General features: G+C 60.0%; 15 protein-coding genes and 2 tRNA genes. 8 read left to right on the forward strand and 9 right to left on the reverse strand.

Annotated elements, in window-relative coordinates:
• Positions 1-287 (forward strand): IS3 family transposase (locus tag MHY22_RS10455; protein WP_239279248.1); only part of this gene is annotated, 287 nt, incomplete at its 5' end.
• A 61-nt stretch (positions 288-348) separates the two neighbouring features.
• Here the strand turns inward: MHY22_RS10455 and MHY22_RS10460 are convergent.
• Both MHY22_RS10460 and MHY22_RS10465 read right to left on the reverse strand, forming a co-directional pair.
• Positions 349-421, reverse strand: a tRNA-Val gene (locus MHY22_RS10460).
• A 68-nt stretch (positions 422-489) separates the two neighbouring features.
• A complete protein-coding gene (locus MHY22_RS10465; protein WP_005324380.1) occupies positions 490-888 on the reverse strand; it encodes a DUF3052 domain-containing protein in 399 nt (132 codons plus the stop codon).
• 337 nt (positions 889-1,225) lie between these two features.
• Between MHY22_RS10465 and aceE the strand changes: the two genes are divergently transcribed.
• Complete coding sequence (gene aceE / locus MHY22_RS10470) at positions 1,226-3,973, forward strand: pyruvate dehydrogenase (acetyl-transferring), homodimeric type (protein WP_239279249.1); 2,748 nt, start codon at positions 1,226-1,228, stop codon at positions 3,971-3,973.
• A 110-nt stretch (positions 3,974-4,083) separates the two neighbouring features.
• Here the strand turns inward: aceE and MHY22_RS10475 are convergent, their stop codons facing one another.
• Entirely contained in the window at positions 4,084-5,082 is a 999-nt protein-coding gene (locus tag MHY22_RS10475; RefSeq protein ID WP_239279250.1) for an alpha/beta fold hydrolase, read from the reverse strand.
• Between the two features lie 27 nt (positions 5,083-5,109).
• Between MHY22_RS10475 and MHY22_RS10480 the strand changes: the two genes are divergently transcribed.
• Together MHY22_RS10480 and MHY22_RS10485 are read left to right on the forward strand one after the other, a co-directional pair.
• Entirely contained in the window at positions 5,110-5,403 is a 294-nt protein-coding gene (locus MHY22_RS10480; RefSeq protein WP_225746656.1) for an acyl carrier protein, read from the forward strand.
• Positions 5,400-6,185 (forward strand): HAD-IIA family hydrolase, encoded by a 786-nt coding sequence (locus MHY22_RS10485; protein ID WP_239279251.1) that lies wholly within the window; start codon positions 5,400-5,402, stop codon positions 6,183-6,185. The genes MHY22_RS10480 and MHY22_RS10485 overlap by 4 nt, the downstream gene beginning before the upstream one ends.
• A 79-nt stretch (positions 6,186-6,264) precedes the next feature.
• On the opposite strand, the gene MHY22_RS10490 is transcribed toward MHY22_RS10485, so the two are convergent.
• Both MHY22_RS10490 and MHY22_RS10495 read right to left on the reverse strand, forming a co-directional pair.
• Entirely contained in the window at positions 6,265-6,675 is a 411-nt protein-coding gene (locus MHY22_RS10490) for a hypothetical protein (RefSeq protein ID WP_225746654.1), read from the reverse strand.
• Between the two features lie 475 nt (positions 6,676-7,150).
• Positions 7,151-7,945, reverse strand: a complete 795-nt coding sequence (locus tag MHY22_RS10495; RefSeq protein WP_239279252.1) for a serine hydrolase — start codon at positions 7,943-7,945, stop codon at positions 7,151-7,153.
• A 352-nt stretch (positions 7,946-8,297) separates the two neighbouring features.
• Between MHY22_RS10495 and MHY22_RS10500 the strand changes: the two genes are divergently transcribed.
• Positions 8,298-9,974: an alkaline phosphatase gene (locus MHY22_RS10500; protein ID WP_239279253.1), complete on the forward strand. Its 1,677-nt coding sequence runs from the start codon at positions 8,298-8,300 to the stop codon at positions 9,972-9,974.
• Positions 9,975-10,121: 147 nt separating this feature from the next.
• On the opposite strand, the gene MHY22_RS10505 is transcribed toward MHY22_RS10500, so the two are convergent.
• Positions 10,122-11,210: an alkene reductase gene (locus MHY22_RS10505; protein ID WP_239279254.1), complete on the reverse strand. Its 1,089-nt coding sequence runs from the start codon at positions 11,208-11,210 to the stop codon at positions 10,122-10,124.
• Positions 11,211-11,342: 132 nt separating this feature from the next.
• Between MHY22_RS10505 and MHY22_RS10510 the strand changes: the two genes are divergently transcribed.
• Complete coding sequence (locus MHY22_RS10510; RefSeq protein WP_239279255.1) at positions 11,343-11,948, forward strand: hypothetical protein; 606 nt, start codon at positions 11,343-11,345, stop codon at positions 11,946-11,948.
• Here MHY22_RS10510 and MHY22_RS10515 read toward each other — a convergent pair.
• From MHY22_RS10515 to MHY22_RS10525, 3 genes are all read right to left on the reverse strand, one after another.
• Positions 11,945-13,537: a mechanosensitive ion channel family protein gene (locus MHY22_RS10515; RefSeq protein WP_239279256.1), complete on the reverse strand. Its 1,593-nt coding sequence runs from the start codon at positions 13,535-13,537 to the stop codon at positions 11,945-11,947. The genes MHY22_RS10510 and MHY22_RS10515 overlap by 4 nt on opposite strands.
• A 96-nt stretch (positions 13,538-13,633) precedes the next feature.
• Positions 13,634-14,689, reverse strand: coding sequence for a trimeric intracellular cation channel family protein (locus MHY22_RS10520; RefSeq protein ID WP_239279257.1), 1,056 nt, complete (start codon positions 14,687-14,689; stop codon positions 13,634-13,636).
• Between the two features lie 108 nt (positions 14,690-14,797).
• Positions 14,798-14,871, reverse strand: a tRNA-Ile gene (locus MHY22_RS10525).
• Positions 14,872-15,002: 131 nt separating this feature from the next.
• On the opposite strand from MHY22_RS10525, the gene MHY22_RS10530 reads away from it, so the two are divergent.
• Positions 15,003-15,908 (forward strand): DUF5067 domain-containing protein, encoded by a 906-nt coding sequence (locus tag MHY22_RS10530; RefSeq protein ID WP_239279258.1) that lies wholly within the window; start codon positions 15,003-15,005, stop codon positions 15,906-15,908.
• 303 nt (positions 15,909-16,211) lie between these two features.
• A complete protein-coding gene (locus MHY22_RS10535) occupies positions 16,212-17,027 on the forward strand; it encodes a PTS sugar transporter subunit IIA (RefSeq protein WP_239279259.1) in 816 nt (271 codons plus the stop codon).

Below are 17,027 nucleotides of genomic sequence, written 5' to 3' on the forward strand. Positions count from 1 at the left end.
GTTTCCAGTACCAGCATTCGTCCTGGCGCAACCTGATTCATGATAACGGTGGTGTTCAGTCAATGTCGCGTAAAGCCAACTGTTACGACAACGCGGTCATGGAGAATTTCTTCGGGCACTTGAAAACCGAGATGTACCACGGAGAAGTCTTCGACACCGTCGCAGAGTTCAACCAGGCCATCGACGAGTACATCCAGTGGTACAACACCGAACGCATCCAACAACGACTCAAGGGTCTGACCCCGATGCAATATCGAAATCAGACCCTTGAAGCCCTAACCGCCTAGAATTAAACCAGTCCAACTTTCGGGGGCCAGTTCAATTTCTCGAAAAGGGGCTCTGACCTTGTGCGGCCTGAGGGGATCGAACCCCCGACCTATTGGGTGTAAACCAATTGCTCTTCCAGCTGAGCTAAAGCCGCATGCGCTCTTGCGCTGTTAGAAACAGTAGCGCAGGTTGCTAAAGCAACACAAATCGGCAGGTAAAGCCCTACTTCTTGGTGTAGCCGCGCTGCACCAAGCACGAGCCTTGCCACTCGCCTAGGCGCTCCGCCTTGGTCTGCACCAGACCTGCCAGCTGAGCGGACTCAGAGATGAGCCCAGGCTCTACGGTTCCCGGCTTGCCGGCACCTGGGGTAAGCAGCCAGACTGCACCGTTATCGGCCAGCGGGCGGCTCGCGTCCACCAGTCCATCCACAAGGTCGCCGTCTTCTTCGCGCCACCAAAGAAGGACTACATCGCACAGCTCGTCATTTTCTTCTTCCAAGAAGTCATCGCCGAGCACGGCCTCGATCGATTCAGAGATTGCGGTATCGCAATCCTCGTCCCAACCAAGCTCCAGGGCGATTTGCCCTTCCTTGATTCCGAGCTTGACTGCAGCGTCAGCCACTATGCATTTCCTTCCTATTTTAGTGAATGTCTGGTCCGCGTATCGCCCGCATCCTGCGGGTAAATCGCGGCTTAATAGAAGCATTTTAACGTCCACCGGCCCCTTTTACCCGCCTAAGGGCCGCAATTCCCCCATTTTGCAGGCCCTGCCACCAACGCAGCTGGCTCCACAGAGTTAGCAAACTACCCTCTTTTACCCCAACAAACTTTGCAAAGATACTGGTTATAGCGATGTAACGTACCGCACGTCCCCTTAAGTCGGACTTCACAACGACTGTGGATCTGTGAGCGCGTATCCTAGTAGGCAAACTGTGCAGACCCTTAAATAGGAGGTTTAAATGGCCGAGAAGGACGCCCACAAGGGCGACTCCAACTTCCCCCTCATCCGCGACGGCGTTGCATCGTATCTTCACGATAATGATCCAGAAGAGACCCGCGAGTGGATGGACTCCCTCGATGGTCTGCTGGACCACTCCGATCCGGAGCGTGCACGCTACTTGATGCTGCGCCTGCTCGAGCGCGCTACCGCGAAGCGCGTTGAGGTGCCGTCGCTGACGTCTACGGACTTCGTCAACACCATCCCCACCACCATGGAGCCGGAGTTCCCAGGTGATGAGGAGCTGGAAAAGCGCTACCGCCGCTGGATCCGCTGGAACGCAGCCATCATGGTGCACCGCGCACAGCGCCCGGGCATTGGCGTGGGCGGCCACATCTCCACCTACGCAGGCGCTGCTCCGCTGTATGAGGTCGGCCTGAACCACTTCTTCAAGGGCAAGGACGATCCTTCGGGCGGCGACCAAGTCTTCTTCCAAGGCCACGCTTCCCCAGGCATGTACGCGCGCGCATACATGGAAGGCCGCCTGACCGAAAAGGATCTGGATAGCTTCCGCCAAGAGGTCTCCCGCGGTGAGGGCGAGGGCCTGCCGTCCTACCCGCACCCGCGCCTGATGCCATGGTTCTGGGAATTCCCCACCGTGTCCATGGGCTTGGGCCCGATTAACGCTATCTACCAGGCACGCTTCAACAAGTACCTGGAGACCCGCGGCATCAAGGATACCTCCAAGCAGCACGTCTGGGCTTTCTTGGGCGATGGCGAGATGGACGAGCCAGAATCCCGCGGTTTGCTGCAGATCGCATCCCTCTACGAGCTGGATAACCTCACCTTCGTGGTCAACTGCAACCTGCAGCGCCTTGACGGCCCGGTTCGCGGTAATACCCAGATCATCCAGGAGCTGGAGTCTTTCTTCCGCGGTGCTGGCTGGGAGGTCATCAAGGTTATTTGGGGCCGCGGCTGGGATAAGCTGCTGGAAAAGGACACCGAGGGTGCCCTCGTCAACGTCATGAACACCACCTCCGACGGTGACTACCAGACCTTTAAGGCGAATGATGGCGCCTATGTGCGTGAGCACTTCTTCGGCCGCGATGAGCGCACGGCCAAGCTGGTAGAAGACATGTCCGATGATGAGATTTGGGCACTGCGCCGTGGCGGCCACGATTACCGCAAGGTCTACGCTGCCTACGCTCGCGCGCTGGAGAACAAGGGCACCGGCAAGCCAACCGTCATCCTGGCGCACACCATTAAGGGCTACGGCTTGGGCCACAACTTCGAGGGCCGCAACGCCACCCACCAGATGAAGAAGCTGACCCTGGATGACCTGAAGCGCTTCCGCGATAAGCAGGAGATTCCGTTCTCCGATGCGGAGCTGGAGAAGGATCCGTACCTGCCGCCGTACTACCACCCGGGCAAGGATTCCCCGGAGATCAAGTACATGCTGGAGCGTCGTAAAGAGCTCGGCGGCTTCCTGCCGGAGCGCCGTGAGGACTTCACCCCGCTTGAGGCACCTGCGCTGGATAAGCTGCGCTCCGTGCGCAAGGGCTCCGGCAAGCAGGAAGTAGCCACCACCATGGCCCTGGTGCGCACCTTCAAGGAGATCATGCGCAACAAGGAGCTGGGCAAGCGCGTTGTGCCGATCATTCCGGACGAGGCCCGCACCTTTGGTATGGACTCCTGGTTCCCCACCATGAAGATCTGGAACCCACGCGGCCAGAACTACGTGCCGGTTGACCATGACTTGATGCTGTCCTACCGCGAGGCTACCGACGGCCAGATCATGCACGAGGGCATTTCTGAGGCCGGCGCCGCCGCCTCCTTCACCGCGGCAGCTACGTCCTATGCCACCCAGGGCGAGGCCATGATTCCGCTGTACATCTTCTACTCGATGTTCGGCTTCCAGCGCACCGGCGACGCCTTCTGGGCGGCCGGTGACCAGATGGGCCGCGGCTTCATTATCGGCGCTACCGCCGGCCGCACCACCCTGACCGGTGAGGGCCTGCAGCACATGGACGGCCACTCCCCTGTCCTGGCCGCTACCAACCCGGCAGTGGTTTCTTATGACCCGGCCTTCGGCTACGAGGTGGCGCACCTGGTCACCCGCGGTATTGAGCGCATGTACGGCAAGGACCATGAGGCCATCATGTACTACCTCACCGTCTACAACGAGCCGGTACACCAGCCGGCCGAGCCGGAGGACTTGGACGTGGAGGGCCTGCACAAGGGCATCTACCACTTCAACACCGCTGAGGGCGGCTCCATTGCTGCCAATATCTTGGCTTCCGGCGTGGGCGTGCACGAGGCGCTGCGCGCGCAGCAGCTGCTTGCCGACGACTTCGATGTCAAGGCCTCCATCTTCTCCGTCACCTCCTGGAACGAGCTGGCCCGCGACGGTGCCCGCCGCAACAAGGAGGCCCTGCGCAAGGGTGAGGAGCCGACCGAGGCATTTGCTACCTCCCAGCTCAAGGGCTACGAGGGCCCGTTCGTTGGCGTCTCTGACTTCACCACCGAGCTGCAGGAGCAGATCCGCCCGTACGTCCCAGGCACCTACATCACCTTGGGCGCGGATGGCTTCGGCTTCTCTGATACTCGCGAGGGCGCACGCCGCTACTTCAACATCGATGCCGAGTCCATCGTCGTCGCCGTACTCGATGGCCTGGCTCGCGAGGGCAAGATTGAGCGCTCCGTAGTGGAGAAGGCAGCCAAGGATCTCAAGCTGGATGATCCAACCGCTACCACCCACATCGAGGACTAATTCCCGCATTGGTGCGGGTTAGCCCCGCACCAAAACAAGTAAGGCGCCGCCGGCTTCCCGCCGCGGCGCCTTTTTACATGCCTCGAGAATGACCCTATCGAGCGGCCTGCCTATATCGCGTCGAGGACGCCGCCGAGGGCTGCGGAGATGGCCTCAGGGTCTTCGAGGATCACCATGTGCCCGGAGCCTTCCACCGTCTGCAAACTCGCGGCGGGCCAATTCTCACAGAGCACTTCGGATTGCGAACGCGGGGTGACGATATCGGCGGTGCCCACCACTACTTCACCGTGGAGCTTCGCCAGCCTTTCGGCGGCACCATACTCGGCGTGATCCAAAAGGTCATCGAAGAAACCGGAGTAGGAGGCCAAGGGGGTATCGAGAAGCATGGCAACGTGGAACTGCAGCTTCTCCATCTGGGGAAAGCCGGCTAGGGTCACGGCAAAAAGCGGGGCGATAAAGCGGGCAAGTTCAAAGCGGGCGTTATCGACGCGGCCGGGCAGGCGCAGGCACAGGCGGTAGAGCGCGTGCAGGGACTTGGATTGCAAAATCTGGGCCACGCCCTTGGCTGCAAAGCGGCGCATAGAGGTAGAAATCAGCAACGCGCCCTTGATGCGCTCATACACCTCGGCCGGAGCACGGCGGATGAGGTTCAAGGCAACCATGCCGCCCAGGGAATGACCCACGATGACCAAGTTGCCGCGGGGAGCGCGTTCGCGGATGACGGCTAGGACGTCGTCGGCAGCCGCGTCAACGGTGCACTCTTCTGGGGCGACCGTGGAGGACTGCCCATGCCCACGCAGGTCCACTAAGAGTGCGCGGGCATTGCGGCCGCGCAGGTAATTGGCCTGGTCATAATAGGCTTCTGAGGACAGGCAATAGCCGTGAATGAACACCACCGTCACCGGGGCGTCCTGCTGGCCTACTTCGTACCAGGCGATGTCTAGGCCATCGTGGTCCACGGTGCCGGACGCGCTGATGTGGGTAAGCCCCGGCTCGGTAGAGGGATCATGCAATCCGCCATAGAGCTTTTCTAGCTCGGCGCGGTGCGAGGGGCGCAGGCGCTTGAGCCAACTACGCGCCACAACGGAAGAACGTTTTCTCAATGCCATAACGGGATCAATACTAGACTGGTGGGCATGGCAAACGACCTCAGTGCCCAATTGCAGGCAAAGTTCAATGCGAGTGCGCCGGATAAGGAGCCGGAACGAGATACCCTTAGCCAGCTCATCGCACTCATCCACAAGGTCACCGGGACCGAGGAAGACTTGGGCCGCGAGACCCGCCTGAAGGATATCGGCGTGGAGTCGCTCGATTTGGTGGAGCTCACCGTGCGCGCGGAAGAGGCCTTCCAGGTGCGTTTTTCTGAGGAGACGATGCTCAACAGCGAAACCATCGGCGATATCGCCGAGTATGTGGAGGATCACCAATGATTTCTTATCTATCAGACATGGACGGCGTGCTCATCAAAGAAGGTGAGATGATCCCTGGCGCCGATAAATTTATCCAGGCGCTCAAAGACAATGACATCGAGTACATGGTGCTGACCAATAACTCCATGTCTACCCCGCGGGACCTATCTGCACGCCTGCGCAATACTGGACTGGACATTCCCGCTGAGCGCATCTGGACCTCCGCTACCGCTACCGCGAACTTTCTTTCCAGCCAGGTAAGCTCCAGCAAGGCCTACGTAGTGGGCGAATCCGGCCTGACCACCGCCATGCATGAGGCAGGCTGGATCCTCACCAACGATGACCCGGACTTCGTGGTGCTTGGTGAGACCCGCACTTACTCCTTTGAAGCGATTACCACCGCCATTAACCTCATCCGCGATGGTGCGCGTTTTATTGCCACCAACCCGGATGTCACCGGCCCCGCCCCCACGGGCGTACTTCCAGCTACCGGCGCCGTGGCCGCGCTCATTACCGCCGCCACCAACCGCGAGCCTTATTATGTAGGCAAGCCCAACCCGGTCATGATGCGCTCGGCGCTCAATCATATTGGTGCTCACTCGGAGCACACGGTCATGATTGGTGACCGCATGGATACAGACGTCAAGGCGGGCCTTGAGGCCGGCATGCGCACGGTACTGGTGCGCTCCGGCATTTCCGATGACCACGAGATTTCCCGCTACCCGTACCGCCCGTCGGCCGTGCTGAAATCCGTGGCGGAGCTGCCAGACAAGATCCTGGATCCCTTCGCCGAAGCGGAATAGTTCTTCCCTAATCGCACCATCCGGCGGCAGAAGCAAAGGGGTTGGCCAGCAGCAGCTGGTCCAACCCCTTTCGCGCCTTCTAAGGCAGGCGCACGGCAGCAGTAAAGCCGTGGCGCTGCGCGAGGTAGCGCACGACGCAATCAAGCGCGTCCAGCTCCTCACGGGTGCCGGTAAGCACCTGGTGGCAGCCGATACCGCTGCCTGCGTGGGCGCAGGCGCTGCCGCCTTGGGCAAGCGCCGCTACGGAAAGCCCATCCCGGAACCAACGAGTGCACCACTGAGCGGTCAGTGGGTCATCGCCCGGAATGATAAATTCCGACTCGGTACGGATGCACCGATCCATGGCGTGTTCAATCTCCGAGCGCAGCGTGCGCGGCATCCCGGAAATCTTGAGCACACCGGTGACCACGGTGGCACCGCCGTTGACGGAGGGCCACGTGGAGGTGGAGGCCGGCTGTTCAACCGGCGCAGGGTTAACGCACGTATTCATAGCCGATTCTCCCTCGACATAGATCACCACCGCACGAGGCCTGCCGGCCCGGCGCGATGCAAGACGAGCTTCGTCTTCCCCAACGAACTGTCTGATGCGTCTGCTCACAATTTTCCTGCGTCACACCCCTCCCTACAACCCTCAACTTTCACTTCAACCCCCATTCGCTAAACCTCAACCCTAGGTACAGACTGGGGCCAAAGGTGCAGGTGAAACCAATGTTACAAATGTGAAATTTGGAGTTTGCTGAGAAAATTCTTGCCTTCCTTGACGGCGGGCAACAGAAGCCCTGCTCACGCCCGGGAAAGCACAACTAGGCTCTCACGCAACCGCTGCCCGTGCGCTCGCACCGGTTTCCCGCGCAGGATGGTCCCCTTTCGCACGAAATTCCCCGACTTCTCCCCGCCCCGCGGGGGAGCCTTCCACCGCACCACTTCCCCCAGTGGAAGGCGCTCGCTCCGCCACAGCGGGAAGATTACAAAGAGTTCCAGATGGCGGTATTCGTATCGTGCCAGAGCGGCTTGCACCATTCGCCAAAGTCGCGGTTTGTGAGCGCGACCATGGCATAGTCGCCGGCGACCCAAAGGTAGGTGCCGGACATGCCGAAGTGACCGACGGCGTCGGCAGGCAAGGCGCCCATCCAGTGATCCTTATCGCCACGGATTTCAAAGCCTAGACCCCAGGTGCAGTCTCTGAAGCTGCCGTAGCCCGGAACGATGCCGCGCAATCCGTCGAAGTGTACGCGGCGCATGTCGGCCACGGTGGAGGGATGCAGGAGTTGTGGGTTCTGAACTTCCGCAGCAAAGGCTGCGAGGTCCTCCACTGTGGAAACCAAACCGTGCCCGGCCGAGCCTTCCAGCCGGGTGGACTCCATGCCCAGCGGGGCCAAGATGCCTTCGCGCAGGTACTCGGCAAAGTCCATGCCCGTAGCTTCGGCCACGGTATCCGCGGCCCACTCATAACCGGCCGAGGAATAGATGCGGCGCTCGCCCACCGGCTTCTGCGACTCCCGGGAATCAAAGGAAATGCCAGAGGCATGTGCAAGCAGGTGCTCGAGCGTGGAGCCTTCCGGGCCGGCCGGCTGCTCTAGCTCCACGGCTCCTTCTTCCACGGCCAGCATCACGCCGTAGGCCGCGACCAGCTTGGTTACCGATGCCACCGGAAACTCGCGGGCGGTATCCCCCACCGTTTCTTTCACTTCGCCGCGATGCACTAACGCACCGGCCACCGTATCCGCGGGCCACTGGCTAATTTGGCTAAATTCACTCATACCCTCTAGCCTACTGAGCCGCACTCGGAAGGACTGGACCGCTTTGGGCGCGCCTTTTCGAGCCGGTCACTCCTTTGGCCCACTGGGTCCCGCACACCTTAGGTCGAAGGTGATCGGGCCGATCTGAGCGAATGGACCCCTCAATTCAGCCCTAAAGGCCTCAAATCAGCCCGATCAGACTGGACCTAAGCCACAGAAGACGGCGAAGGCCCCTCGAAACCGCCCAACCGCCAGACGTGTCAGTCCCACAGGAGGCCACCCAAGTAAACCACCGGTTAAAACAACAAGAACATTTTATGGAATCGGGCAAGAAACGGTTGCACACCCATTAGACATGAGAAAACTTTCAACCATGTCTAATAATTCTAAGAACACGGGCAGCGCAGTTAACCGCCGCCGATTCCTGCAATCCACCGGTACCGCTGGTGCCGCCATTGCTCTGTCCGGTGCAGCCAACACCGCACATGCTCAAAGCAGCCTCTCGCCGCGCGTGGAGCAACACATGGTGGAGCCGAAGCTGGGCGAGCGGCCCTTCCTCCACGGTGTGGCCTCGGGTGACCCGATTCCGGATTCGGTCATCTTGTGGACCCGCGTGACCCCGGAGGCCGACGCCATGCCGGGATCCGGGCTGGGCGAGGCCACCCGGGTTGAATGGGAAATTGCCAAGGATGAGGGGTTTGGGGACGTCGTCAAGCGGGGCGAAGTGACCACCGACGCCGGCCAGGACCACACCGTGCACGTGGATCCGCATGGACTAGAGCCGGAGACCGTGTACTTCTTCCGCTTTAAGGCGCAGGATAATTACTCGCCCGTCGGCCGCACCAAGACCGCCCCGGCGCTGAGCGCCTCCCCGGAAGAGCTCACCTTCGGCGTGGCCAGCTGCGCTAACTGGGAGTCCGGCTTCTTCAATGCCTATGGCGATATTGCCCAGCGCGGCCGCGCGGACCAGCTGGATTACATGATTTTCTTGGGCGACTATATCTACGAGTATCCGCAGCGCGAGTACGCCGGCTATGGCCCGGTGCGCCTGCACCACCCGGCGCACGAGATTATCTCGCTGGAGGATTACCGCATCCGCTTCGGCCGCTACCGCACCGATGAAAACCTGCAGGCCGCACACGGTGCGCTGCCGTGGGTTGTGGTGTGGGATGACCACGAGGTGGCCAACGATAACTGGCGCGAGGGTGCGGAGAACCACACCGAAGGCGAGGAAGGAGCCTTTCTGGACCGCCGCAAGGCCGCGATGCAGGCCTACTTCGAATGGATGCCGGTGCGTGCGACCAACCCGTCCGAGCAGGGCCACCTTTACCGCAGCCTGACCTTCGGTGATCTGGTGGAGCTAACCATGATGGACCTGCGCACCTACCGCGATGAGCAGGTGCGCTTTGGCCCGCGCAAGATGGCCGCCGAAGGCCGCACGATGCTTGGCTCTGAGCAGTACAACTGGCTGCTCAATAAGATTGAAACCTCTTCTGCCAAGTGGAATATGCTGGGCAATTCCGTCATGTTCTCCCCCATGAACCTGGCTACCCTGCAACAAGATGAAAAGACCAAGCCGGTTTCTTCCTCGCTGTCTTCCAATATCACCGGCATTCCGGTCAACGGCGACCAGTGGGATGGCTACTCTGCAGAGCGCCGCTTGCTTATCGACGCCCTCTCTAAGCACGACTCCCACACCCTCTTTGTCACCGGCGATATCCACTCCGAGTGGGCGCATAATATCAGCAAGGATGGCCGCATCTTCGGCGCCGAGATGGTCTGCGCCTCCGTGTCTGCGCCCAACGTGAACGAGCAGCTGAAGCTGCCGGAGGGCAATGAGCTTTCCAAGTTGGCTGAGCGCTACTTGATGGGAGCCAACCCGCACACCCGCCACGTGGATCTGGACCACCACGGCTACAGCTATGTCACCGTGCGCCCGGATTCGGCGGAAATGCACTGGTTGCGCGTAGATAACCTGCTCACCGCCAAGTCCCCGGTGCGCGAGGCCGTGACCATGACCTGGCGCCCGGGTGAGGGCTACACCAAGTAGTTGTAAGTTCTGTCACATGACAGGTACTCGGTGTTAACGAACGAGTAGTACACCTTCGATAGGGATAGTGAAAGACCCTCTCTGGGGAATTTCACTACCTATCACTCGCCCGCCTGTCGGGCCCCCTTTGGTGCCGCGGATTCTTCCCTAGTCCGCGGCATACTCATAGTCGATGTAGCCGCGCTCGCCGCCCAGGTAGAACGTAGCCTGGTCCGGCTCGTTGAGCTCAAGGCCCTCACGCCAGCGCCGCACTAGGTCCGGGTTGGCAATGAGCTGACGGCCCACCACTGCGGCATCCACGTAGTCCAGCTCGATTTCGCGCTGGGCATCCTCCTTGGAGGTAATCGTGGGGAAGCCATCATTCATGAGCACCTTGGTCACGCCGTTTGCGCGTGCCTTCTGTGCTAGCGTGGCGATGAGCTCGCTGTCCGGCTCGCCATGCAGCAAGGACACATAGGCCAGGTTCAGCGGTGCCAGGGCATCGAGAAGCCCGCCGTAGGTGGCCAGCATGTCTTCCTGATCGTCTTCGATAACACCCTGCACGTTGTGTGCCGGGGAGAAACGCACGCCCACGCGGTCGGCACCGATCTCCTCCACCACTGCTCGGATGACCATTTCTGGCAGGCGCCAGCGATTTTCCGGGCTGCCGCCAAATTCATCCTCGCGCTTATTGGCAGACGGCGCCATGAACTCGTGCAGCAGGTAGCCATTGGCGCCGTGGATCTCCACACCGTCGACACCAGCATCAATAGCCCGGCGCGCACCCTGGCGGAATTCATCCACGATGCGCGGCAGCTCTTCCTTCTTCAGCTCGCGCGGCACCGGCGCATCCATCTTGCCAGCGAAGCCACGCACGGTTCCGCCCCAATCGAAGGCGCTCGGCGCCTCCGGGTTTGCTCCGTCAATCAGGTCTGGGTGGCTCGTGCGGCCACCGTGCATGATCTGCATGAACAGGGTGCCGCCTTCCTCGTGCACGCGGTCTGCGACGGCGCGCCAACCTTCTGCCTGCTCGTCGGTCGCAATGCCCGCCTGGCCCGGGAATGCGCGGTTGGTCCACGCCGGGAAGGTTCCCTCCGTAACCACCAGACCGGCCGTGGCACGCTGCGAGTAGTACTTCTGGTGCAGCTCGGTAGGCACACCGCTTTCCCTTGCGCGCTGGCGGGTCAGCGCCGCCATGGTCACGCGATTGTCTAACGTGTATCGGCCGAGTTCCAGTGGTTCGAATAGTGAGGTCATGCTCAGTGCAACGCGCGGCCGAAGCGCACTATTTCATCTTTGCCAAACCCAATCATTTAAGCACGTCAGAAGCACTGTGAAAATGTTAAAGTTTTCCCCGTACACTTCACCGACCCCCCTTTGATATTCCCCATGCTCAAACGCGCCTCTGTTGTCATCCTCGCCACCTTGTCCATTACCAGCCTTAGCGCCTGCGGCTCCAGTAATGACCAAGCTTCTACTGAAGCGGAACCAGTATTTAGCCAGCAGCAGGAATCCGACGCGCCCGCTACGGTCACCAAGACCGTAGACAATGACGAAAGCACAGGCAAAGAAGACGATGAGGAAAGCGCGCCCGAAGCCGGGAACGACGCACAGTCGCCCGCACCAGAGAAGACAAATCACAACATCAACGCTGGGCAGATAGGCGGCAAGTGCGGCTACACCAACCAGGGAGATAGCATCCATGCAGGTGAGCACACCTCGTGCGAATTCACCGGTGCGATCTTTGATGAAGCCATCACCCACACGTTTACCTATACGCACCGCAATAAGATGGTCAATGGCTCTTATAACACCCGCATTACCGCGACGAGCCCGCAGACCAAGCAGGCTTACGACCTCTTCTGCGCCATAGGTTCAGACGTGCGCACATTTCATTGCCAGAAGGATAACGACACTAGCGTCTATGCTAGCTACACCTCACCCAACAACGAGCGGTGGACAGACCGGCTGGATGTAGAAGGCCAACCCCACTAGCGGGGTTCCGCGGGTATCGCCACGCCTGTGCTGCCAGCGGTTCCAGACGCTTGGGTGCCGTCGCCGGTATCAGGCGCAGTAGCAGCGCCATTGTCAGAATCGGTCCCGGCGGTGTCTGCACCATTTGCGGCGCTCGGGGCCGGCGAGGCATTACCAGTAGCGCCCGTTCCCTGGCCGTTACCGGCAGGACTATCGGTCAGCCCAGCACCATCAGTGCCTTGCGGGTTGGCGGTCTCAGTGGCGGCAGCGCCATCCTCCGTCGGCTCGTAGGTCGTGCCGGTCTCGGTGGTTTCGGGGGTGGGGTTGGCAGATGGGGCGTCGGAAAGCTGCGAGGAGGAGGCTTCCTTGCCGCTATCGCGCCAGTGTTCAGGCGAGAGCCAGCCGGCGTCCGCGTTTTCAGGATTGCTCGAGGCCAAGGCCAAGGCACCCACAACCAGCAGCGCGAGTACGAGGCCCGTAGTGGAGGCGCGGACCCGGCCGCCAAAGGTGGCAATCTTCTGGAATTTGGTATTGGTCTCCAGTGCGCGCCAAACGCCGTGGGATGGCTCTGGTTCTCGGTCGTCTGCATCGGGCAGCGCGGGCTTTCCAGGGCCATCGCTATCTGGTCCATCCGGCTCAGCGTCCTTGGTGGCGGCACTGCGCTCTACCTTCGTCTCAGGGTGGGAGCCCTCCCCTGCTACAGAAGCGTCTTTCACGGACTCTTGAGCCGCAGCATTTCCCCCAGGCTGAATGAGCGGGCGCTGAATTTCGTCCAAGTCAGCCACGTTGTAGTGATCCCAGAATTCCGAGAGCAACGCCGAGCGGATGGCACGCTCCACCGCCCACTGGCGGGCCGGGTTAACGGTGACCAGCACGCGGTAGGTCACGTGCCAGGATTGGCCGGCAGCCTGCGGGGCAACCAACTGGGTGGCCGGCAGCACCTCGAGCTCGCCATTGACGTCCACGGCGATGGACGGTTCCTGGATGGCTTGCTCGGAAATCGTGCGCACCCGGCGCGTGATTTCTGGCAGGGTCTCGCCTTCTTGCACTGGCACATCAAAGTTGACCACGGCGCGCGACCACTCCTGGGAGTAGTTGGTGACCGCACCGGCCGAGCTATTGGGCACGGTCACCAGCTCGCCGGTAGGCGTGCGCACCTTGGTGGTGCGCAGGGTCAGCATCACCACGGTGCCTTCCACGTCGGTCACGCCATCGAAACTGACATAGTCACCTACGCCAAATTGCTTTTCCGAAAGGATGAAGAAGCCGGAGAGAAAGTCCGCAATGATGGACTGGGCGCCAAAGCCCACGGCGGCCGAGACTATCGTCGCCGGTACCGCAGCGCCTACTGCTGGCACGCCGAGATTGGTCAGCGCGGCCCAAATGATGAGGAAGTACGCCGCCGCCTGCACGATGTAGACCAGCGCTCCGGTCAGCGCCAGGCGCGCCTTGGTGGCTTCTTCGTCTTCATCGAGGCGGCGCTCCATGATGCGAATGGCCAGCCTGCCGATGCGCGGGATCAAAATGCCTATCAGCAATAGTGCGATAAGCGGCAAGCCGTGGTCAACAAAAAGGCTCCACAGCTCGTAGAAGTAATACTTCAGATTCATGCCTCTAGATTAGGCCGCCTGCCTGAAAACTGGATGCCAGTTGACTGCCAGCAACCGAGCAAGCGGCCGATAACCTGAGTGGGGATTGCCCGGCCCCTAGTCGCGGGAGTTATAACGCTTCATGAGGCGGTCAATGAGCTCATCGGTCAGCTTGTCATCTTCCAAAATGGTATCCAGCAGGCGCTGGGATTCCTCGTGGGAGGCCTGCTCTTCCGCCTCGTAGGAGTCACCGCTAAGGTCCACGCCGAAGTCGATGTTCTCGGTCTCCGCGGCCTGGGCGCTGAGCTGATCGACGTCCGATTCAAACGACTCCATAAACTCGCTGGCCTCCGCGGCGGCCTCCTTGCGGCGTTTGCCGGATCGCACTTCCTTTTCGATGCGCCGCTGCAGCGCGGCCTCCATCTGACGGTGGCGCCACGAGCGCACGCGGTGCGGCTCCAAGCGGCGGCCCACCGCGCGGCTCTTATTCTCGGCCTTCTTGGCCAGCACCTTCACTTGGGCAGCGGTGTCATTAATCGGCGCCCATTCCTGGTATGCCGGCACGCGCCAGCCGGCCCAAATACCCAGCAGCGCCAAGAAAATGGAGACCAGCGGTCCGATAATCATGCCCACGGCCATCATGTCATAGTGGTGGCCCACCAAGACGATGATTGCGCAGGCCACGGCCGGGATGACCGTCGGCTGGTTATCGCCAAAGACGCTAGGCTCGCGCCCCATGACGATGTCACGAATCATGGACCCGCCCGTGGCGGTAAACACGCCCATCATGATGCACGGGATAAGCGGCAGCCCATAAGTAATGGCCTTGACGGCGCCGGTGGCGGCCCAGAGGCCGGACACGACGGCGTCGCCATGCGCTTGCAGATAATCCCAGGTCTTGCCCTTGAAGTAGACAAAGCGGGCGATAAGCGCACCGGCAAAGGCCAGATAAAGGTACTCCGGCTGGCTCATGGCCGCCACGGTGCCGCGGTTGATCAGCACGTCGCGCACCATGCCGCCGCCCAGGGAAGAAAACATCGCGATGAAGAAAAAGCCGATGATGTCATAGCCGCGCTTGCGCGCCATAGTGCCGCCGATGATTCCCATCAGCAGCACGCCGCTGATATCGGACCAGCGGTAGAGAGATTCAATGAGCGGATCCACTTCAACCATATGGTTATTAGACTTCACCGCCCGCCACCGCGCAATTAGCACACCCATATGCGCAGCCAGGCACGAGAAAAGGCGCCGGCCTTGCTTGCCGACGCCTCCCTCTCACCGTGGGGCCAGCGGGGCTCGAACCCGCGACCAACGGATTATGAGTCCGTAGCTCTAACCGACTGAGCTATAGCCCCACGCGGATCACACACCGCTAGGGCGAAGATCCGCTCTCAAAAGAGTAGCCAATGCGAGGCTAAAGACCAATTTTCCCCCTACCTTTTTGAGTATTTGTACGTTTCCTACCCCCTGAGGGTAGAAATTATTTATGCGCAAACTACTCTCTTCTCTCGTTCTCGCCTCTGCACTCACGCTTACTTCCTGCTCAGGTAGCGGAAGTGACAACCCAAAGGCAAGCGACTCCAATAATTCCTCATCCGGTGCACAGGCTGATGCGAAGTCCGCAATTGGAACGTGGAAGCAAGAGGACAGCGCATCTGAAGATGGCTGGATGGAAGCCAGCATCACCGATGACGTCATCACCATCGAATGGGTCATGGACAACGGCGAAAATCGCATGACCTATTGGATCGGCACCTTTGACGCTCAAGCCGCTGCATCCGGTGAGACCGTTAGCTCAAACCGCGATACCGTTGCCACCGCCTCTGAGTGGATGGCCGCTTCTTCCGATAAGAAAGATTTCTCTATCGATGACGACTCCTTAACTTTCAAGGTCGCGATTGAAGATAAGGAATTCACCACGCACATGAAAAAGGTGAAGGATGATCCGACAACCGTTAAAGAGCTAAAGAGCACAGATTTCAGCCAATCCTTCAAAGACGGAGTCCTTGATGTTCCAGCCGCCAAGTTCGAAATTACCGATCACCGTGTTGTTCAACCCGGTGAGCCCGGTAACGAAATAGGTGAAAAGCCACTTCTCGTCTTTAACTATGACGTAACGAATAAAACGGATGAAACCCTAACCACCACTGACTTCGTCGTGTACTTCACCGCCATTCAAGACAATGATCCGAATAAGGTAAACGAGCTCGACCTCGGTTCCTATTTTGATCCTGAAACTTCCGATACTCAGCTTGAACAGATTAAAAAGGGAGGAACTGTCGCCGGAACAATAGCCTACGAGCTCGATGATTTAACCACACCTGTGGACCTTGTCGCGTCTAAGTCCTTCAGCCAAGACGAAATCGGCCGCCAAACTTTCGAGCTCGATTAACTGCCCGTACTCAACGCGAGTAACTCTCCCGTTCTGGCTACTGCAGAAGCCGAAGCCCGCTGAAATACAAGGCCTGAAGTGAGATCGAACCATTTTCGCGCCCCGGCTCTGTCTGGCCGCACATGGCCGCTCCTTACTCTGCAGCAAACTCAGCAGTTCCCACAGCCCGATGGAGTGCCCTAGGGCTGTTCCAACCCTTCCCTATGCAAACGTTACCCCTGCTTTTACCTCCGGTTTCTCCACAGCATAGAATCATCAGTGACATTCACCCCGATGTCACTATTTCTGTGATGGGAGATACATATGGCGACACTAGATTCCCTTTTGGTGCCCGGCGCGGTGGAGCTCCACGGCGCCGCGGATAACTGGAGGCAAACCATCCGGCTGGCGGGCTCGCTGCTGGAAGAAGCAGGCACAATCACCGCGGACTACACCGAGGCAATGGTGCGGTCCGTAGAAGAAACAGGCCCCTACATTGTGGTTGCTCCTGGCTTCGCATTCGCGCACGCGCGTCCTTCGGAGGCGGTTAAGGAGACCTCCCTGTCGTGGGTGCGGCTGAATAGGCCGGTGGAATTCGGCCATGACTCTAACGATCCCGTCGACCTAGTCGTAGCGTTTGCCGCCCGCAACGACTCCGAGCATCTGCAGGCGATGAAGCAGCTGGCAAAGCTGCTAGCCACCAAACGTGACGAGCTCAATCAGGCGGAATCCGAAGAGGAACTCCGCGCGGTTCTCACATCGTCGGCCTCAAGCAAGAAGCAGCCAGCGGCCGAGCCGAAAGCGGCGCCCGCGTCCCAGGAGGCAAAGCACACGGCTCCAGATTCTGTCGCGTCCAAGGGAAAGATCCTCACGGTGTGCGGCAACGGCCTAGGAACGTCGCTATTCCTCAAGAACACGCTCGAGCAGGTCCTTGATGAATGGGGCTGGGGACCGTACCTGAATGTAGAAGCCACGGACACCATCTCCGCCAAGGGTCGTGCGGGCGAGGCGGATTTCCTGCTCACCTCCGGCGAAATTGCGGCAACGCTTGGTGATGTCGGCGTTCCCGTCTATGTCATCCAAGACTTCACCTCTATGTCTGAAATCGATGGGGCTCTGCGCGAGCTCTATGACATCTAA

Source organism: Corynebacterium sp. ACRPO (assembly GCF_022347205.1).
Taxonomy (GTDB): domain Bacteria; phylum Actinomycetota; class Actinomycetes; order Mycobacteriales; family Mycobacteriaceae; genus Corynebacterium.